At 37.9% G+C, this 20,175-nt stretch carries 15 protein-coding genes and 6 pseudogenes; 13 read left to right on the top strand and 8 right to left on the bottom strand.

The window, feature by feature from the left end:
• Nucleotides 1-67: 67 nt before the first annotated feature.
• A complete protein-coding gene (rsmD, locus tag J1G47_RS03490; protein ID WP_026916625.1) occupies nt 68-655 on the bottom strand; it encodes a 16S rRNA (guanine(966)-N(2))-methyltransferase RsmD in 588 nt (195 codons plus the stop codon).
• Between the two features lie 98 nt (nt 656-753).
• On the opposite strand from rsmD, the gene ftsY reads away from it, so the two are divergent.
• The 3 genes from ftsY to ftsX are packed head-to-tail and all read left to right on the top strand — an operon-like array spanning nt 754 to nt 3,710.
• On the top strand, nt 754-2,121 hold the full coding sequence (ftsY, locus tag J1G47_RS03485; protein WP_207326757.1) for a signal recognition particle-docking protein FtsY: 1,368 nt from the start codon (nt 754-756) through the stop codon (nt 2,119-2,121).
• Complete coding sequence (ftsE, locus tag J1G47_RS03480) at nt 2,121-2,774, top strand: cell division ATP-binding protein FtsE (RefSeq protein WP_021110246.1); 654 nt, start codon at nt 2,121-2,123, stop codon at nt 2,772-2,774. Before ftsY ends, ftsE begins: the two co-directional genes overlap by 1 nt.
• Before the next feature lie 9 nt (nt 2,775-2,783).
• Entirely contained in the window at nt 2,784-3,710 is a 927-nt protein-coding gene (gene ftsX / locus J1G47_RS03475) for a permease-like cell division protein FtsX (protein ID WP_021110247.1), read from the top strand.
• A gap of 148 nt (nt 3,711-3,858) precedes the next feature.
• Here the strand turns inward: ftsX and J1G47_RS12285 are convergent.
• From J1G47_RS12285 to ggt, 3 pseudogenes are all read right to left on the bottom strand, one after another.
• Nucleotides 3,859-4,116: pseudogene (locus J1G47_RS12285) on the bottom strand (transposase); the annotation flags it as partial.
• Nucleotides 4,117-4,176: 60 nt separating this feature from the next.
• Nucleotides 4,177-4,221 (bottom strand): annotated as a pseudogene (locus J1G47_RS12280) (hypothetical protein); the annotation flags it as partial.
• A 269-nt stretch (nt 4,222-4,490) separates the two neighbouring features.
• Nucleotides 4,491-6,255: pseudogene (ggt, locus tag J1G47_RS03465) on the bottom strand (gamma-glutamyltransferase).
• A 205-nt stretch (nt 6,256-6,460) separates the two neighbouring features.
• Here ggt and J1G47_RS03460 point away from each other — a divergent pair.
• Nucleotides 6,461-7,075, top strand: coding sequence for a glutathione S-transferase family protein (locus J1G47_RS03460; RefSeq protein ID WP_005714119.1), 615 nt, complete (start codon nt 6,461-6,463; stop codon nt 7,073-7,075).
• 34 nt (nt 7,076-7,109) lie between these two features.
• Here J1G47_RS03460 and J1G47_RS03455 read toward each other — a convergent pair whose 3' ends face one another.
• Together J1G47_RS03455 and J1G47_RS03450 are read right to left on the bottom strand one after the other, a co-directional pair.
• Nucleotides 7,110-7,652 (bottom strand): RBBP9/YdeN family alpha/beta hydrolase, encoded by a 543-nt coding sequence (locus tag J1G47_RS03455; protein ID WP_005714118.1) that lies wholly within the window; start codon nt 7,650-7,652, stop codon nt 7,110-7,112.
• 84 nt (nt 7,653-7,736) lie between these two features.
• Nucleotides 7,737-8,495 (bottom strand): DeoR/GlpR family DNA-binding transcription regulator, encoded by a 759-nt coding sequence (locus J1G47_RS03450; RefSeq protein ID WP_160403632.1) that lies wholly within the window; start codon nt 8,493-8,495, stop codon nt 7,737-7,739.
• A gap of 177 nt (nt 8,496-8,672) precedes the next feature.
• Between J1G47_RS03450 and ltnD the strand changes: the two genes are divergently transcribed.
• The 8 genes and pseudogenes from ltnD to J1G47_RS03410 all read left to right on the top strand — a co-directional run.
• Nucleotides 8,673-9,581, top strand: coding sequence for an L-threonate dehydrogenase (gene ltnD / locus J1G47_RS03445; protein WP_207326756.1), 909 nt, complete (start codon nt 8,673-8,675; stop codon nt 9,579-9,581).
• Between the two features lies 1 nt (nt 9,582).
• Nucleotides 9,583-10,824 carry a 3-oxo-tetronate kinase gene (otnK, locus tag J1G47_RS03440; RefSeq protein WP_020457592.1) on the top strand — a complete coding sequence of 414 codons (1,242 nt, stop codon included), beginning with the start codon at nt 9,583-9,585 and terminating at the stop codon, nt 10,822-10,824.
• Entirely contained in the window at nt 10,821-11,453 is a 633-nt protein-coding gene (gene otnC / locus J1G47_RS03435; protein WP_010787324.1) for a 3-oxo-tetronate 4-phosphate decarboxylase, read from the top strand. The genes otnK and otnC overlap by 4 nt, the downstream gene beginning before the upstream one ends.
• 2 nt (nt 11,454-11,455) lie before the next feature.
• Nucleotides 11,456-12,238: a 2-oxo-tetronate isomerase gene (gene otnI / locus J1G47_RS03430; RefSeq protein WP_020457593.1), complete on the top strand. Its 783-nt coding sequence runs from the start codon at nt 11,456-11,458 to the stop codon at nt 12,236-12,238.
• Nucleotides 12,239-12,262: 24 nt separating this feature from the next.
• Nucleotides 12,263-13,210 carry a D-erythronate dehydrogenase gene (gene denD / locus J1G47_RS03425; RefSeq protein WP_021117171.1) on the top strand — a complete coding sequence of 316 codons (948 nt, stop codon included), beginning with the start codon at nt 12,263-12,265 and terminating at the stop codon, nt 13,208-13,210.
• Nucleotides 13,211-13,221: 11 nt separating this feature from the next.
• The gene (locus J1G47_RS03420; protein WP_010787321.1) at nt 13,222-14,688 is read left to right on the top strand and encodes a GntT/GntP/DsdX family permease; all 1,467 of its coding nucleotides are present in this window, start codon (nt 13,222-13,224) and stop codon (nt 14,686-14,688) included.
• A 59-nt stretch (nt 14,689-14,747) separates the two neighbouring features.
• On the top strand, nt 14,748-16,094 hold the full coding sequence (locus J1G47_RS03415; protein WP_207326755.1) for an alpha/beta hydrolase-fold protein: 1,347 nt from the start codon (nt 14,748-14,750) through the stop codon (nt 16,092-16,094).
• A gap of 286 nt (nt 16,095-16,380) precedes the next feature.
• A pseudogene (locus J1G47_RS03410) lies at nt 16,381-16,989 on the top strand (IS256 family transposase); the annotation flags it as partial.
• A 381-nt stretch (nt 16,990-17,370) separates the two neighbouring features.
• Here J1G47_RS03410 and J1G47_RS12080 read toward each other — a convergent pair.
• Nucleotides 17,371-17,928 (bottom strand): IS256 family transposase, variant Zn-binding type, encoded by a 558-nt coding sequence (locus J1G47_RS12080; protein ID WP_419471192.1) that lies wholly within the window; start codon nt 17,926-17,928, stop codon nt 17,371-17,373.
• A 193-nt stretch (nt 17,929-18,121) separates the two neighbouring features.
• Between J1G47_RS12080 and J1G47_RS11750 the strand changes: the two are divergent.
• Nucleotides 18,122-18,298: pseudogene (locus J1G47_RS11750) on the top strand (helix-turn-helix domain-containing protein); the annotation flags it as partial.
• Between the two features lie 148 nt (nt 18,299-18,446).
• Here J1G47_RS11750 and dld read toward each other — a convergent pair.
• A pseudogene (dld, locus tag J1G47_RS03400) lies at nt 18,447-20,140 on the bottom strand (D-lactate dehydrogenase).
• Nucleotides 20,141-20,175 lie beyond the last annotated feature (35 nt).

Raw genomic sequence — 20,175 nt, 5'->3', positions numbered from 1 at the left:
GGGGAAATAACAAAACAACAAGCGGTGAGATTTTGCATATTTGAGACAATCCCACCGCTTTGTGTTATCAAGTCCTCACCAACCTACTCACCACCTGCCCTGCTGTTTTTTCTTTAATTACCTGCCAATGTTCAGGCAAGACCAACAGCGAGTGATTTTTTTCTGTTTCGACATAAATCAAGGCGTTTTCAGCCAGCCAGCCGTTTTGTTCGAGTGCCGTTAAGACTTGCGGTACAAAGCCTTGATGAAATGGCGGATCGACAAAAACCAGATCAAAAGGCATTTCGCTATTTTTCTGTGCAAGAAATTGTAGGGTATCCGTTTGAATAACTTTGCCATTTTCAGCTTTTAGGCTGACTAAATTCTTTTTGAGTTGGTTTGCTGCGTCTGCAAATTTTTCTAAGAATACAACCGCTTGTGCTTGGCGTGAGAGTGCTTCGATCCCAAGTGAGCCACTGCCTGCAAAGCAGTCTAAGCAACGAGAGCCGGCAATATCCATCATCAGCCAGTTAAAGAGCGTTTCTTTTACTCGGTCAGTGGTTGGGCGTAATCCTTCGGCGTTTAACACAGGCAGTTTTCGCCCACGCCATAAGCCAGCAATCACACGGACTTCGCCAGCAGGTCTGTTTTGTGTGGAAATTCGAGTTTTTTTCATACGAAATCGTAAAAATTAGGGTTAAAAATGATAGACTAATACAAGTTTATTCCATTTTTATCGAAAATGGATTTTTTAATTTTAAGAGAGAGCAAAAAATGTCAGATGAAAAGAAGAAAAAAGGCTTTTGGTCTTGGTTAGGTTTCGGGAAAAAAGAAGATGTTGAACAAACGGGAACGACCGAAGAAAAAGTAGAAGAGAAAGCAGAAGTTCAGCCAGAGGAAATCACCGAACGAGCGGTCAGTTCTAAGCAATATTTTGCAAAAGATGAAGAAGTTATCGAAGAAAATATAACAACCGAAAACGTGACTGAAGTCCCAACTGAAGTTGTCGAAGATGTTATCGTTGAACAGACGGCGGAAGAAACAGTTGAAACTGTCGAGCAAGCGGTTGTTGAACCCACCGCAGAAACTACAGAAAACTCAGATGAACAAACGGAAGAGTTGCAAATTTCTGAGCAAAATCCACCGCTTGTCGAAGATGAAAGTCCAGTCGAAGAACGTGTTCAGGCAGATGAATATCAAGAAAAACCAACCAGCGAAGGCGGTTTTTTCAGCCGTTTAATCAAAGGATTAATCAAAACGAAGCAGAGTATCGGCTCTGGCTTCCGTAATTTCTTTAGTGGTAAGAAAATTGATGATGAGTTGTTTGAAGAGCTAGAAGAACAGTTATTGGTGGCGGATTTAGGTATGCCGACTACCACGAAAATCATTAAAAATTTAACCGAACACGCCACAAAACAGCAATTACGTGACGCTGAGTTGCTCTATCAGCAGTTAAAAGTTGAACTTGCCGATGTGCTGAAACCTGTTGCTCAGTCATTGGTATTGGAAGATAAAAAACCTTATGTGATCTTGATGGTGGGGGTAAATGGGGTTGGTAAAACAACTACTATCGGTAAATTAGCACGAAAATTCCAAGCGGAAGGAAAATCAGTGATGTTAGCGGCCGGCGATACGTTCCGTGCGGCGGCCGTTGAACAGCTTCAAGTGTGGGGCGAACGCAATCACATTCCAGTCGTGGCACAAAGTACGGGGGCTGATTCTGCGTCAGTGATTTTTGATGCAATGCAATCGGCAGCAGCAAAAGGGATTGATGTGTTAATCGCAGACACCGCAGGACGTTTGCAAAACAAAAATAACTTAATGGACGAGTTGAAAAAAATAGTGCGAGTAATGAAAAAATATGATGAAACCGCACCGCACGAAATTATGCTTACCCTTGATGCTGGTACAGGACAGAATGCGATCAGCCAAGCGAAACTGTTTAATGAAGCGGTTGGTTTAACGGGGATTACCTTAACAAAACTGGACGGTACTGCGAAAGGTGGGGTAATTTTTGCGATTGCGGATCAATTTAATATTCCAATTCGCTTTATTGGGGTGGGTGAAAAAATTGATGATTTACGCTCATTTGATGCCGAAGAATTTATTGAAGCCTTATTTACTCACGAGGACGAGAAGTAATGATCCGATTTACTAATGTCAGCAAAGCCTATAAAGGCGGTGGACGACCAGCTCTGCAAGGGATTAACTTCCACCTTGCAGAAGGGGAAATGAAATATATCACGGGGCATTCAGGGGCAGGAAAAACCACCTTGCTGAAGCTGATTATGGGCATTGAACGAGCCAATGGCGGACAAGTGATGTTCAACGGACACGACATTACGCTCCTTGCAGAACGAGAATTGCCGTTTTTACGTCGTCAAATTGGTATGGTTCACCAAAATTATAGCCTACTGAGCGACCGCTCGATTTTAGATAATGTAGCATTACCTTTGATCATTATGGGCGTTAATCAAACCGTTGCAGAACGTGAAGCTCGCCTTGCTCTTTCTCGTGTTGGCTTGGAAAATAAAGCGAACTTCCGACCGCTTCATCTGTCAGGTGGGGAGCAACAACGTGTAGATATTGCTCGTGCGATTGTTCATCGTCCGCTGTTATTACTTGCTGATGAACCAACAGGCAATTTAGACGACAAACTCTCTTTTGAAATTTTTCGTTTATTTGAAGAATTTAACAAAGCAGGCACAACAGTATTGATTGCCACCCACGATACAAACATTATCGCCCAACGCCCTAAACCGTGTTTAGAGTTGGAAGAAGGACATTTAAAGTAAGGATCGACAATGCTAAATTCACTTAATGCTCAAACCCGTTTTATTCTGCGTTCAGTGTGGCAAGATCTACTCAAACGTAAATTTGGCACTTTCTTAACGGTATTAGTTATTACGGTGTCCTTAACGATACCGACCGTCAGCTACTTGCTATGGAAAAATACGAGCCAGGCAGCGACGGAATTTTATCCAGAGCCAGAATTGACGGTCTATCTACATAAAAACCTAGCAGAACACGATATTAATGCAGTTGTTGAACGGATTCGTCAGTTTGATACCGATAAGGTGGACTCTCTTAATTACATTTCTCGCCAACAAAGCCTAGATGAGTTTCGTTCTTGGTCAGGATTTGGGGAGGCATTAGATATTTTAGATGACAATCCACTACCAGCCGTGGTGCTCTTAAAGCCGAAAAAAACCTTTACCTCACCTGAAAATATGCTGGAGCTTCGCAATGGTTTGCAGAATATTAAAGGGGTACAGGAAGTGCGTTTAGACAATGGCTGGTTAGAAAAACTCACAGCGATTACCCAATTAATTGCTCGTGTAGCGGTTACTTGTACGGTGTTGATGCTTATTGCTGTTTTCCTTGTTATCAGTAACAGCGTTCGTTCTGATGTGTCTAATAGCAAAGCGTCTATTGATGTGATGCAACTATTGGGGGCGACGGATCATTTTATTTCACGCCCATTCTTATATATTGGAATGATTTATGGCTTGCTCGGAAGCCTACTAGCGATGCTATTTAGTTTAATGACTATCAGCTATTTTACAGGGGTAGTTCGTTATGTATCAGATATGTTTACGGTAAAATTTGAACTACACGGCTTTGATGTTAGTGAGGCGATTTTTATTATGGCACTGAGTATCTTTCTTGGGTGGTTATCTGCGAAGATTGCGACGAATAGGTATATTCAGAAGATTGGTGGAAAGTGGTAGAAGCTTTTATGAAAGATAGAATAGCTGTTAATTTTTGGCAAAGCGATATAAGAAAATGCGCTGCATTAGAGATGTAGAGGCTGTAATAAAATAGGAGACTGATGTAGATCGACCCTATCCCAAATTCTGTGTAAACACCCATTTCAACTTAACGGTGATCGTCTAGGCGATCACCAAAATCAATCATAAATCGATTCATCGCCAGTTTCCAGTTCTGAATCGGCATTGTCCATTTTTTTGATGCATCTTTAATCGCAAGCCAAATCACTTTGAAAACTGAATCATCCGTCGGGAATACATTTCGTTTTTTAATCACGCGACGAATCACGCTATTAAGCGATTCCACAACATTCGTGGTATAAATCGCTTTACGAATATCAGCCGGATAATCAAAAAATGTGGCAATTAAGGCAATAATCTGCTCATCCATTCCTGTGATGCGGGTTTGGTTTTTCTTGATAAGTTGCGGTTCAAAGGTGCCGTCACGGTCACGAGGCGTCTCAATTTCTATCTCACCTTCATCACAAATGACGGTCTTAGATGTGTAACCGTTAGGTGCATTTTTACCTTTTCTAGGCTGATGTTTTTAGGTTTTTGGCAAATTCCGCTGCCAAGGCGTGAAGTTGTTTTTCGTTCATAATAAAATACCTGTGTCTGAATGTATTATCTCAGAAACAGGTATTTACACAAATTGTGGGAGAGGCTCCTTTGTCATATAGGCATAGTTTTTACAAAATTAGCAACCATTTTGTCTACTATGCCCTTTTTTATAGATAGACGTTAGAAACCAATGGTTCTACCATCTGGATTTCTCGGATCAGAGTAGCCATAAAATCCATCTTCTCTCGCTTGAATAATCTGAATTCTTCCCATAGGAGCTTTAACATTAATTTTATGTCCTTTTTGCTCCAAGAGTTTGAGGGTATCAGGACTAATTCCTTCCTCAATGCGTAACTCATCAGGTAACCATTGATGGTGTACGCGAGGAGTTACAATCGCTTCAGCTGGGTTCATTCCATGATCAACGGTGTTTAAAATACTTTGTAACACCGTGGTAATGATACGAGCACCGCCAAGGCTACCAGTCACTAACCATGGTTTATCCTCTTTCAGAACTAAGGTTGGTGTCATAGAAGAAAGTGGGCGTTTTTTTCCCTTCAACAGCATTAACGTCTCCGCCAATTAAACCAAAGGCATTTGCAACACCAGGTTTAGCTGAGAAGTCATCCATTTCATTATTCAGAAGAATTCCTGTTCCTTCGGCAACAATACCACTACCGAAATTGAGATTTAACGTATAAGTGACTGCTACAGCATTACCTTCTTTATCCATCACGGAATAATGGGTGGTTTGATCACTCTCGTAAGATTGTGGTTGTCCTGGTTTGATATCAGATGCTGGGCGTGCTTTTTCTTCATCAATACCTTGGATGAGTGATTTTGCATATTCTTTAGAGGTTAACCCTTTCGCAGGAACTTTTACAAAATCTGGGTCACCTAAATATTCAGAGCGATCGGCATAAGCCAATTTCATTGTTTCAGCGAGATGGTGAATCGTTTTGGCGCTATTAGAACCAAATTCATTTAATGGGTAGTTTTCTAACATATTGAGGATTTGTACTAAGTGAATCCCACCTGAGCTTGGCAGTGGCATTGTCACAATTTTGTATCCTCGATATTCACCAGTAATCGGTTTACGTTCGACGGCTTGATAACCTTTCATGTCATCTAAGGTGATTAATCCATTATGTTTCTCCATCTCAGCAACAATCTTTTTCGCAATGTCGCCTTCATAGAAGGCTTTAGATCCCTCTTTTGCGATTTGACGTAATGAGTTTGCCAAATCTGTTTGAACTAAACGCTCACCAGCTATTAATGGTCTGCCATCTTTGAAAAAGATTTTTTTACTGCTTTCCCATTTACCTAATGTTTCCGTTTCTTCTTTTAATGTACTTGCTAAGGTGCCACTTACCACAAATCCTTCTTCGGCAAGCTTAATTGATGGCTCTAGAATTTTTTCTAGTGGCAAACTTCCCCATTTTTTCAAGGCATATTCCATACCAGCAACTGTTCCTGGAACACCAACAGCAAAATGGGTGTAAAGTGATTTGCCATCTACAACATTACCTTTTTCATCCAGATACATATCTCTTGTAGCTTTAATTGGTGCCATTTCACGAAAATCGACTGTGAAGTTTTCGCCACTTTTTGCATCATGTAGTACCATAAAACCACCACCGCCAATATTTCCTGCATTTGGTAATACAACAGCTAATGCAAAACCGACCGCAACAGCAGCATCAACGGCATTTCCGCCTTGTTTCAAAATATCCACGCCAATTTGTGTAGCGAGTTCTTGCTCAGAGGCAACCATACCGTGTTTTGCATAAACAGGATGGAAAATATCTTTGCTACTGTCATAACGCTGAGCAGCAATTTGTGTCATAGTAGGTTGTGTGTTTGCAAGTAGCTCTGTGGATAGAGGCAAGGCTAATGTTGCAGTCAAACTGCTAAGTAAGAAATATTTTGTCATGGTTTTATGCATCATATATGCCCCTTGGTAGTGACTAATTGAACAATTTTCATTATGCATAAATAAAATAAAAATAAAACAAAAAGCTAACATTTATAACATTTTTGTTAACAGTTAGTGAGACAAGCGGTTACTTTCATGAAAAATTTTGCAAACTGGGCTTAATAGCGTGCTATGATCATTAAGCTTATATCAGCATTTATTATTAAGGATTCCTATGAAACTTTATTATCTACCGGGCGCTTGCTCATTTGTTCCGCATACTGCGTTAGAATGGATTGGTAAACCGTACGAAGCGGAAGCGGTCAACCGTGACAAAATCAAATCGCCAGAATACTTGGCGTTAAATCCGCAAGGTGCGGTGCCGCTTTTAGTGGATGGTGATTTCGCACTATCACAAAACATTGCGATCTTAACTTACCTCGATAACCTTCATCCTGAAGCGAAACTGTTTGGTAGCGATACAGCACAAGACAAAGCCAAGGCAATGCGTTGGTTGTCATTCTTCAACTCAGATGTCCATAAAGCATTTACTCCGTTTTTTCGTGTACCACCTTATGCACAAGGAAATGAAGCTTTAACGGTAGAAATTCGTCAAAATGCGGCGGACAATATGTTAAGAATGTTAGAAATTGCCAACGATCACTTAGAGCACCACGCCTTTTTCGGTGAACGTCTCTGTGTCACAGATGTGTATCTCTACACCATGTTAGGCTGGGCGAAACGTGTTGGATTGGATGTTAGCCACCTCACTCACTTCAAGTCCTTTATCGAACGTGTCGAAGCGGATAAAGGTGTAGATGCTGTACGTGTTCAGGAAGGCTTAAAATAGAACATAGGCGAGAATAATTCTCGCCTTTTCTCTTTCATTCTATCTGTTTTTTGATTAAATCGATCAGAAGAGGAAATTCACACCATCCTTCCCTATCTAAAAAATGCCCACCTGACGGTAAGCGAATATAATCTGCTTTCAAATGTTTGGCTAATTCATCACTATATGGATGTGGGACAACCGTATCATCTAACGCGGCAACAACATAAGACTTAAATGCTAAACAGCTTGGTGCAACAGCATAACTATTTGAAAACGAACTCAGTTCAGGAATCGTATCCAATGGCTGATAAAATCCTGACACAAAAATAGCCGCTTTAGGTTTTAAAAAGTTTCTCGCCAAAAAGTTAAGCCAAGCGATACAGCCTAAACTATGTCCGACAACGATAGTCTCATCATCAATGGTGATGTGTCCTTCCAAATGTCTCAGCCATTTATCTGGATTTGGGTTACTTGAATCTGGCATATTCAAGCGATAACACTCAACCCCGATTTTTGCTAATTCTTGTTCTAACCACGGAAACCAATGTTTATCCGCCGATGCAGTATAACCGTGAACAATATAGACTTTTGCCATAAAACCTCCTCAATACAAGCGGTCTGATTTTGCCATAAATTTGCAAAAATAGGTAAATAACGAAATATTTTAAATTAGTGTAACTTAGACTAATAATAAATTAACATTCATACTGCTAATAGATTCTTGGGCATTTTCTAGTAATCCTTTATCGCAAATGATCTGGTCAAATATGGTGAGAGGATATACAAAAAAAGTCGCAAATTTTCCATATTTAGAAGAATCAGTGACAAGAATATTTTTACGAGAGGCTTCTATAATTGCTAGTTTCACAGAAATTTTGTTTTCATTAGGCGTGGTGAGTCCTTTAAGATTCCATGATGAAGTCGAGATAAATGCGATATCAATAGATAAGTTTTTTAAGAATTGTGCGGCAAGCATGCCTGCTGTAGATAAATTTTCTTTACAGACACTTCCGCCAATGTGAATGATTTCACATCGACCTGAGTTACTAAGAAAATGAGCGATAACAAAATCATTAGTGATAACTAAGATGTCATTGCGCTCTGCTATTTGATGTGCAATTTCTAGTGTAGTTGTTCCTGCATCAAGGTAAATCGTGGCATTATGAGGAATCTGTTTTGCTGCTGCAACACCAATTGCCCATTTTTGGTCGTGAAATAATTGAGATTTATCACTATGCGTGGGTTCCGTGGTCAGTCTCTCAAGTGACTGAACACCCCCTGACACAGAGGATATTTTCCCTTCTTCTTCCAATTTCTGAATATCTCGGCGGATTGTCATATGTGAGACATTCAAACGGTTAGCAAGAAAATTAATACTTGTGCTACCAAAACTATTAACAATTTGAATAATCTGTCTTTGTCTTTCTGCTGGAATCATATTCTTTCCTTACATTATCTTCGGCCTGTTCATTATACCCATCTATGTTACCTTGAGCCATTAACAAAATTTAACAATTTTGTTAAATTTTGTGAGCTTTGTCACAGATTTTATTTTTATTGTTATGTATGATTTGTAAACATAATTTATGAGACATCATTTTATGAGGAGTTAGTTATGAGTAAATCTACTTATAGTATCGCAGTAATTGGGCTTGGTGCAATGGGAATGGGGGCGGCTAAGTCTTGTATTACAAAAGGATTAGATACCTATGGTATTGATCTGAATTCTAAAGCGTTAGAAACACTAAAATCCTTTGGCGCAACTGATATTGGGGAGAGTGCCATTCCTTTTGCATCTAAATTAGATGCTGTATTACTACTTGTCGTGAATGCTAATCAAGTGAAATCAATTTTATTTGGAGAGAAGGGACTAGCACCTCACCTTAATAAAGGTACTGTGGTGATGGTTTCATCTACCATTTCTGCCCAAGATGCTAAAGAAATTTCACATAAATTAACAGAGTTAGGGTTATTAATGTTAGATGCACCTGTTTCAGGTGGGGCAGCTAAAGCAGCTAATGGTGATATGACTGTGATGGCATCTGGTTCTAAAGAAGCTTTTGAGAAATTAGAGCCTGTGTTAGATGCGGTTGCAGGAAAAGTTTATAACATTGGTGAAGAAATTGGACTTGGAGCTACAGTCAAAATAATCCATCAATTATTAGCTGGTGTTCATATTGCAGCAGGCGCTGAGGCGATGGCATTAGCAGCAATAGCGGGAATTCCTTTGGATTTGATGTATGACGTGGTGACAAATGCTGCAGGTAATTCTTGGATGTTTGAAAATAGAATGAAACATGTTGTTGACGGAGATTATACACCATTATCAATGGTTGATATTTTTGTCAAAGATCTTGGTCTTGTTACGGATACCGCTAAAGCATTGAAATTCCCACTTCCTTTAGCAAGTACTGCATTCAATATGTTTACATCGGCAAGTAATGCTGGGTATGGCAAAGAAGATGATAGTGCAGTGATTAAGATCTTCGATGGTATTGAGTTACCAAAAAAGGGGGAGAAATAAGATGTTAGGTGTTATTGCAGATGATTTTACTGGGGCAAGCGATATTGCCAGTTTTTTAGTTGAAAATGGATTAAAGACCATTCAGATGAATGGAGTGCCAACATCAAATTTAGTAGAACCTGTTGATGCTGTAGTTATTAGTTTGAAATCACGCTCGAATCCAGTTAATGAGGCGATTGAGCAATCATTAGATGCGTTGAAATGGTTACAAAATAATGGCGGAAAACAGTTCTATTTTAAATATTGTTCTACTTTTGATAGCACAGAGAAGGGCAATATAGGTCCTGTTACAGATGCATTACTTGATGCATTGGGTGAGGATTTCACAATTATTTGCCCTGCGTTACCAATCAATGGGCGGACCATTTTTAATGGTTATCTCTTTGTTGGAAATGTATTACTTAATGAATCGGGTATGCAAAACCATCCTATTACACCAATGAAAGATGCTAATCTCGTTCGTTTAATGGATATGCAAGCTCGTGGGAAAACAGGTTTAGTAAGCTGTGCTGAATTATTCAAAGGTGCTGACTATGTTAAACAACGTTTTATAGAGTTAAAACAACAAGGCTATCGATATGCTGTAGTTGATTCAGTGGACAATACTCAGTTAGCTGTTTTAGCAGAATCGATTGAAAGTTTTAAATTAGTGACGGGTGGTTCTGGGCTGGCAGCATATATGGCTGAAAGAATTTCAGGCGGTAAAAAAGGTACTGATGCCTTTACGCCAACCAAGGCGAAAACCGTTATTTTATCAGGATCTTGTTCTGTGATGACTAATAAGCAAGTTGAGTATTATCAGAAACATGCACCTAGCTATTTCTTAGAGGCTGAACAAGCTATCAATAATCCTGAATATGTAGAACAGCTCTACCAATGGGTGATTTCTCACCTAAACCAACCGCTTGCTCCAATGGTATATGCAACAGTCCCTCCTGAAACATTAAAAACAATCCAAGCCCAATTTGGTGCAGAGAAAGCGAGTCATGCCATCGAAACTACCTTTGCTCGTTTGGCAGAAAAACTTAAAGATACAGGCATCACTAATTTTATTACGGCTGGAGGAGAAACATCGAGCATTGTGGTTCAGCAACTAGGTTTTTCCGGTTTCCATATTGGTAAACAAATTGCACCAGGGGTTCCTTGGCTAAAAGCGGTAGAAGAACCGATTTATTTAGCATTGAAATCAGGTAACTTTGGAAAAGAGGATTTCTTTAAATTCGCTCAGGAGATGTTTGTATGACGGATTTGGCACAAAAAATCCAAATGGTTGAACTTGCAAAGTCGTTATTTGATCGAGGATACACAGTAGGTGGTGCTGGAAATCTTTCCGTCAAACTTGATGATAATAGGGTGCTTGTCACACCTACAGGTTCATCTTTAGGACGACTAGAAGTTAATCGTTTATCTGTTTTAGATATGAAGGGAAATCTCATTGAGGGTGATAAACCTTCCAAAGAGTCTGTATTTCACTTAGCACTTTATCAAGCAAATCCTCAGTGTAAAGCGATAGTTCATTTACATTCAACTTATCTCACCGCCTTATCTTGTTTGGAAGGAATAGATACTACAAATGCGATGAGAGCTTTTACACCATACTATGTTATGAGAGTTGGACAACTTGCAGTGATCCCTTATTACAAGCCTGGTGATATCAATATCGCAAGGGAGTTGAGTGAAAGAGCATTACAGGCTAAAGCTTTTCTACTTGCCAACCATGGTGTTGTAGTAACAGGACACAGTTTAGTGGATGCGGTGGATAACACGGAAGAGTTAGAAGAAACTGCAAAATTACATTTTATTTTGCAAGGGAAAAATATTCGCTATCTCTCTGAGAGTGAAGTGAAGGATCTAGAAAATAGGGGGAAATAAAAATGCCTAAATTTGCTGCAAATTTAACGATGATGTTCAATGAAGTACCTTTTTTAGACAGATTTGAAGCTGCTGCCAAAGCAGGATTTAAATATGTTGAATATTTATGGCCTTATGAATATGACAAAGAGGTATTAAGACGTTTATTAGACCAATATGGTCTGAAACAAGTTTTATTTAACACTGCAGCAGGTAATGTATCTGCTGGTGAATGGGGTGTTTCTGCAATACCAGGGCGAGAGGCTGATAGCCATAAGGATATTGATATGGCTCTTGAGTATGCTTTAGCGCTAGGTTGTGAAAATGTACATGTCATGGCTGCTGTTGTGCCAGAAGATCAGGATAGAGAAGCATATAAACAAACATTCATTGAGAATGTGCGTTATGCGGCGGATAAATTCAAACCTTATGGCATTAAAGTATTGTTAGAAGCGTTAAGTCCAGAAGTTAAACCTAACTATCTGTTAAAAAGTCAATTTGACACCTTGGAAATTGTAGAAGCTGTGCAGAGAGAAAATGTATTTGTTCAGCTAGATTATTTTCATGCCCAGAACGTGGATGGCAATTTATCTCGATTGACAGATAAGTTGGATAGCAAATTTGCTCATGTCCAAATTGCATCTGTACCAGATAGACATGAGCCAGATGAAGGTGAAATTAATTATGCTTATATTTTCAACAAATTAGATGAAATCGGTTATGAAGGCTATGTAGGTTGTGAATACAAACCAAGAGCAAATACGGTTGATGGCTTGCAATGGTTTCAACCATACAAAAATCGTTAATCTATTTAGATGAAAGAGAAAGAAATGAAAGTAGTAATTACAGGTGGACAAGGTTTTTTAGGCCAAAGACTTGCTCGTACTTTATTAAATCAGCATTCAGAGAAAATTGATGAGCTTGTGTTAATTGATGTAGTAAAACCGATTGCTCCAAATGGTGATTCAAGAGTTCGTTGTTTAGAGATGGATTTAAGAAATCCAGAAGGATTAGATCAAATTATTACAAAAGAAACAGATGCTATTTTTCATTTAGCTGCAATTGTGAGTAGCCATGCGGAACAGGATCCAGATTTAGGTTATGAAATTAATTTCCTTGCAACAAGGAATTTATTGGAAATCTGCCGTAAAAATAATCCTGCTGTACGTTTTATATTCTCTAGTTCTTTAGCTGTTTTTGGTGGTGAGTTACCAGATGTAATTGTTAATGGAACTGCTGTTACTCCGCAATCTACTTACGGTACACAAAAAGCAATGTGTGAGTTGCTAATTAATGATTACAGTCGTAAAGGATTTGTAGATGGTATTGTCGTTCGTTTACCAACAATTTGTATTAGACCAGGAAAACCGAACAAAGCAGCCTCTTCTTTTGTGAGCAGTATTATCCGTGAGCCATTGCATGGCGAAGAAGCGATTTGTCCAGTATCACAAGATCTACGTTTATGGTTATCAAGCCCAAATACGGTAATCAATAATTTCATTCATGCGATGACATTGACATCCCTTCCACCACGTCATTGGCATGTGATTAATCTTCCAGGTTTTACCGTGAGTGTGAAACAGATGTTATCTGATTTAGTTCAAGTGAAAGGAGAGCCTATTCTAGAAAAAGTCCGTTTTGATTTTGATGCAAACATTAACAATATTGTCGCAAGTTGGCCTGCTGAAATAGACAATACTTATGCTCTTCAATTAGGTTTTACTGCTGATAATGATTTTAAAGACGTGATTCAACAATTTATTCAATATGATATGTAGGAGAAAACATTATGTTTGGACTACCGATTCCTATCATTGGGCTAATCATTGCGGTTTTTGTTTTAGTCTATTTAGTTCTTAAGACACGTGTTCATGCATTTATTGCGATGCTTATTGCATCCGCGATAGCAGGTTTAATCGGCGGTATGACGGTAAATGAGACTCTTGGGGCAATTAGTAAAGGTTTTGGCGGTACTTTAGGTGGTATTGGTATTGTCATCGGTTTAGGGGTTATGATGGGAAGTGTGCTTGAAGTTTCTGGGGCAGCAGAAAAAATGGCATATAGCTTCATCAAAATGTTAGGTAAGAAAAAAGAAGAGTGGGCTTTAGCTATCACAGGTTATGTAGTTAGTATCCCTATTTTCGTTGATTCAGCCTTCGTTATTTTATATCCAGTTGCAAAAGCTTTAGCAAAAAATGGTAAACGTTCTTTATTAACTTTAGGTGTAGCTTTAGCGGGTGGTTTAGTCGTAACTCACCATACCGTTCCACCAACACCAGGCCCGTTAGGCGTAGCAGGATTATTTGGGGTAGATATTGGCGTAATGCTTTTGGTTGGTATGGCTATGGCAGTATTACCTGTTATCGGTATTGTTTTATATGCAAAATGGCTAGATAAAAAATATCCTGAATTTAACCAAGAAGTATTTAGTAAAGAAGAGCTAAAACAAAAATACGATGACTATATTGAAAGTCGTGAGAAAAAGAATTTACCAAGCTTAGGTTTATCTCTTCTCCCAATTGTATTGCCAATCGTACTAATCTTTATTAAAGCGATTTTAGATTTAGTAGCAAAATCAAATTCTACGATTGCAGAAATGGCACTTTATGATGTATTTGCTTTTATTGGCCATCCGATGATTGCTTTAGCAATTAGTGTCTTAGTCGCTGTTTATACGTTACTTCCGCATGCTGACAAAACGACAACCGCATTACATCTGGAAGAAGGTGTTAAAACTGCAGGTATTATTCTATTAGTAACAGGTGCTGGTGGTGCTTTAGGTACCGTTTTACGTGAGAGTGGTGCAGGTGCTCAACTTGCAGAGCAAATTGCGAATTTACCGATTTCTCCTATCTTAATTCCATTTATTGTTTCAACTCTTGTTCGCTTTATTCAAGGTTCAGGTACTGTTGCAATGGTGACTGCGGCATCAATCTCTGCTCCAATTCTGGCACAAATTCCAGGTGTGAATATGATCCTTGCAGCACAGGCAGCAACAATGGGTTCTCTTTTCTTTGGATATTTCAATGATAGTTTATTCTGGGTTGTAAACAGAATGATGGGGATCAATGATGTGAAAAAACAAATGATCGTATGGTCTGTACCAACTACCATTGCTTGGGGTATTGGCGGTATTAGTGTCATCTTAGCAAATTTAATTTGGGGTAATGATGGCTCACTATTCGATCTAGTTCTTCCTGTTGTAGTTATGATAGGTATTGGCTTATATATCAAAGCTCAAAATAAACATCTTTAATTTTTAATGATCAGGCTGTAAATACTATATTTACAGCCTGTTTTATTTAGGAGGAAAAAATGAAAACTTTATATGCTTTATTAGGTCTATTTTGTGTATCCCATGCTTATGGGATAGATGATCAACCTCAAAAAGTATCAGAAAAAGTAGATATAACTTTTCTAGCAGAAACTACAGCTAAAGGTCAAAAAATAAAAGCTCTTGCTTTAAAGTATGAAGATAATATCTTATCAGGAAGTGATTTGTCACAATTATATAAAGTAACACCATATTTGGATGGAAAACCTCTTAAAGATAGGGTTATTTTAAAAGCATATGTAAATGATCAACCTGATGTTTCCTTTAAATCAAAACAAGGTAAATTTATTATTATTGAGATGGATGTTAGAGATAAGGGTTCAGATTTATACGAAATTAAAGTAGAAAATGATACTCCTATGTTATTTAGAGAAAAGGATATTCAAGGTAATATCATCCCTAATGAGAAAAAACAGGCAATAAGAGTACCAGTATTCTATGGAGAAAGGCTATCATATAATATAGAACAAACAGGTTTTTTAAAGTTAACTAATGGTAAAACATTAGATAAAGAACAATGGACAGAAACGATTCTTCGGGGTAATTTAAAAACAGACACAGATAGTTTTGTGGAAGGAACAGTTACTATCGACGATCCAAAAAATAAATTGAATTATAGATTACATATTCCCTCTTCCTTAAATAAAGAAAAATATCCTCTAACCATCTTCTTACATGGTTCAGGACAAGTAGGAAAAGACAATATTGCTCATTTACTATCAAGTAAAGGAGCTATAGCTACTTTACAGTATGAAGATGGGTTTGTCTTAGCACCTCAATACGATAGTGTTTTTGATTCTTTTGATAATTATTCTACAGGTAGTAAAGGGGGGATTCATTGGCAAACTGATAATCGTCATAACCTCTTGTTTAAAATGATTGACAATACATTGAAATCTTATCCGATGATAGATCCCAATAGAATTTATATTACGGGATTATCTCGTGGTGCAGAAGGCGGGCTATATTTGTTATTAAAGCATCCAGATTTCTTTGCAGGAGCGCTTTTAATGGGAGGTAGAGAGGCCTATACAATTGAATGGATAGATGGTAATGCAACTAAAGAGAATTTATCTCCAATTAAAAATATACCGATTTGGTTTTTTCACAGTAAGGAAGATAAAGTTTCTCCAGTAAAAGGCTCTAGAATTAATTATCAAATACTTACTAAAGAACTAAATGCTCCTTATGTTAAATATACAGAATTTAGCACAGAGAAAGAAGGAGATAATGGAATTATTAATAATAATCCGCATAATACATGGGATGCTGTATTTAATAGTCCAGAAGTATTAAATTGGTTATTGCAACAGAGACGGGCTAATTAATGTAAAAACTCCCCAATTATTTGGCATAGTAGACAAAATGGTTGCTAATGAATATTTTAATGAGCCTCTCCCACAATTTGTGTAAATACCTGTTTCTGAGATAATACATTCAGACACAGGTATTTTATTATGAACGAAAAACAACTTCACGCCTTGGCAGCGGAATTTGCCAAAAACCTAAAAACATCAGCCTAGAAAAGGTAAAAATGCACGTAACGGTTACACATCTAAGACCGTCATTTGTGATGAAGGTGAGATAGAAATTGAGACGCCTCGTGACCGTGATTGGATTGCTGAAAATGAAGGTGCGAAGTTCTGGGCAAATGTGCTGACAGAGCTTCAAAATCGAGGCTTAAAAGACATTTTTATTGCCTGTGTAGACGGTTTAAAAGGCTTCCCAGAAGCCATCAATGCAGTCTATCCTAAAACGAAGATTCAGCTTTGCATTGTGCATTTAGTGCGTAACAGCTTGAAATTCGTTTCGTGGAAAGATTACAAAGCCGTCACCGCAGATTTAAAGCAGGTTTATCAAGCCCCGACGGAAGCACAGGCTCGCGAAAATCTGACCGCACTTTCGCAAAAATGGCAGGCAAAATACCCGCTTGTGGCGAAAGGCTGGGAAGATAACTGGGCAAATATTGCCACATTTTTTGATTATCCGGCTGATATTCGTAAAGCGATTTATACCACGAATGCCGTGGAATCGCTTAATAGCGTGATTCGTCGCGTGATTAAAAAACGAAATGTATTCCCGACGGATGATTCAGTTTTCAAAGTGATTTGGCTTGCGATTAAAGATGCATCAAAAAAATGGACAATGCCGATTCAGAACTGGAAACTGGCGATGAATCGATTTATGATTGATTTTGGTGATCGCTTAGACGATCACCGTTAAGTTGAAATGGGTGTTTACACAGAATTTGGGATAGGGTCGCAAGTGGTTCATATCGGACACAGCCTAATTTAAAAATTTAAAATGGGTTTTAAAATTTCTTAAACCCATTTTAAAAACCGATCAAACCTGCCCAAACCTATGCAAAAAATATTGCAAAAACTGCCCATTTTCAACCATTTTTGCCCATTTTACTTTTTGCATAACTCCCCCCCCCCAACAAAAAAATGCGGTAAGCCCCATCACACAAAGCTCCACCGCATTTTTTCAGCCCAAATTTTTTTCTTTCTTTCTATGCAAAAATAGTCAGTACCCCACATCTCCACACGAATTTAGGGGCTGATGTAAGTTAGCCCTAAATTTTAGGCATAGCAACCATTTTTACTATGTCAGTTTTAATGAATATGCTATCTCATATAGTTGCGATTGATGCTTTTTTCTTAATTTTCGCATCATAATCTCCACCATATGAAATTGACACATCTGTGCTGGCGTATTAAATAAATCTTTCATCAAACCACTCCAACCATCGAAGGTAATTGATTGAATTATATAGCCTTTTTCTCTTAACCTATTTAGAGCAAGTTTGTAGTAAATATCTTTTTCGGTTCGGACAAAATAATGGGCAATGACGTTATTTGAATTAGAATCCATTAGCACTAATACACCAAAATAACGCCCGAAGAATGTTGTATCCATAATGATATTCAGATGTCGATTTAAAGGCGGTTTTAAAGATGTTTTAGGGGCTTTATCAATATATCTTTGAATCGTTCTGACTGAACAATGATATTTAACGGCAAGTTGTTGATAGGTTTGTTTTCCAGATGTGTAATCAGTCCAAATTTTAATTGGGTCTAATTTATTTTTGAAGGAAAAGGTTTTATGGCATTTATGACAAAAATATCGTTGAATATTATTTGATGTACCATGTTTCTTTATTTTCAGACTTTGGCAAAATGGACAGTTTTTTGTTCATGTTTCAAAAAGAGGCTTAAAGCCTTGTACTATAAGGCGTTAAGCCTCTTTTTAGCAACAAATTTGTCTATTACACCTATTTTTTAAGGTTATAAAAAAGTAATCTGCACTCAAAAAGTTGGACTAAACAACCAACTGATTAATGTGTAGATTTTTTATGACCAAATATAACAAATTATTCAAACAACAAGTAATCGAGTTTTATCCTCAAAATGGCAAAAATCGATCTCTCACTCATCGGCAATTTCAACTCAAAGACACAACGCTATGTCGTTGGATTTCAAAATATAATCATAATGGAATCAATGAGTTAGAGGTTGTCAGCAAGAATCAAAATGAGGGCTTAAAGCCTTGTAGTATAAGGCTTTAAGTCACTTTTTACCAACACTTTTGTCTACTATGCCAAATAAAAACAACCTGTATCAAACAAGAAACACAGGTTGTTATATCAATCTTGTACTAAATCTTCGAATATATCTCAGCTATTGCCAATATTTTTTCTTTGAAGTTTGTCCGATACCTGGGTTAAAACTATTTGTTGGATCAAGATGTTGATAGAATTTACGTAAAGTAGGTTTTGCTTCATACAAATGTCCTACATTATGCTCAGCAGGATACTGGGCACCACGTTGGTCAAGCAATTCTAACATTTTATGCTCTAATGCTACGCAGTCATGACCTTTTTTCACAATATAATCCTGATGAAAAACATGGCACATAAAATGACCGTAATAGAGTTTATGGCTAATTTTATCGTTGATCTCTGTTGGTAATACTTCAAACCATTCACTATCATTGCGGCGCAACGCAATATCTAAAGCAACAATATCCTCTACCTCTTTTTCATGAATAGCTCTGTAACGTACTGCCGCAGAAGCAACAGCAAATCTGTGAAGCATTGCCGCTTGAGTTTCTTCCGAATTACATTCGAAATAACCACCTTTAGCACTTTCTGCGAAGTAGGTTTTTAAATATTCTCTTGCTTCTGTAACACCTCCCCCCCCCCCATTTTAACGATTAAATGATGTTCATATTTATCTCGATATTGACGAAGACTTAAAGGTAAATGCTGTGGTAATACTTTAGAAATTAATTGTAATGCTTTATCACTCAAATGGTTAGGTAAAAAATGATATTTTTTAGCTAAACGGTCTACTCTCGCTTTTAGTGCGAATAACATTGGTAAACGATGAGTACCCAGCTTTTTAATTACCCAAAATGTATCTTTACCATATTCTGCAGCCATATCAAAAGCATCACGATGAATATATTCTCCTGAAATTGGTAACTGCTGAAAATTAGCTAGCATATAACGGCGAATATCATTAAGAACTTCAGTTCGATTTGTTCCAATATAAAATACAGCCGTTTCTTTTTCTGCAGGAAAAGTATCTAAACGTACAGCAAAAATAGCTAACTTCCCTGCACTTCCGGATGCTTCATAATGACGAGCCGGATCAGCATTAAAACGAGCGGGTGAATCTTCGTCTATTTGACGAACATGATTACAGTAAGCATGATCATGTCCTTTTCCACATTCTAGTTGAATATCCTTACGTTGATAACGCTGTTCTTGTAGATTTTGTAAAATCTCTTCAGGTGTTTCACCTAAATCAATCCCTAAGTGATTTTTAAGTTCTAATTCACCTTTTTCATTTAATTGAGCATAAAGTGCCATTTCGGTATAAGCCGGTCCTCGTTGTACTAAAGCCCCTCCCGAATTATTGCAAACACCACCAATAACCGATGCACCAATACATGATGAGCCTATTACAGAATGTGCTTCTCTATTGTGAGGTTTTAATGCATTCTCTAGAGCATTAAGAGTAGAACCAGGCAAACACACAACCTGGCTCGCATTATTAATAAGTTGAATTCCATTGATTCTCATTGCATTAATAATCACGATATCCCGATCATAATCATCGCCATTCGGTGTCGAACCCCCTGTCAACCCCGTATTTGCAGCTTGGGTAATCACTATAACATCAGCTGCAACACAAGCCTTTAATATTTCCCAAAACTCTAGTAATGTCGCTGGACGTACAACGGCAAGTGCATTTCCTGATCCAAAACGATAACCACTTCGATAAACTTCTGTTTTGGAGGCTTCAGTAATAATATATTTCTCCCCCACAATTTGAGTGAGTGTACTAATAAGCTTCTGGGCTGACACATAAATTCCTTATATTGGTTAATAATTAACAAAAT

This window comes from Glaesserella parasuis (assembly GCF_017352235.1).
Lineage (GTDB): Bacteria > Pseudomonadota > Gammaproteobacteria > Enterobacterales > Pasteurellaceae > Glaesserella > Glaesserella parasuis.
Note: the sequence above shows the minus strand (reverse complement) of the source record. Positions and strands in the feature narration are given on the sequence as shown.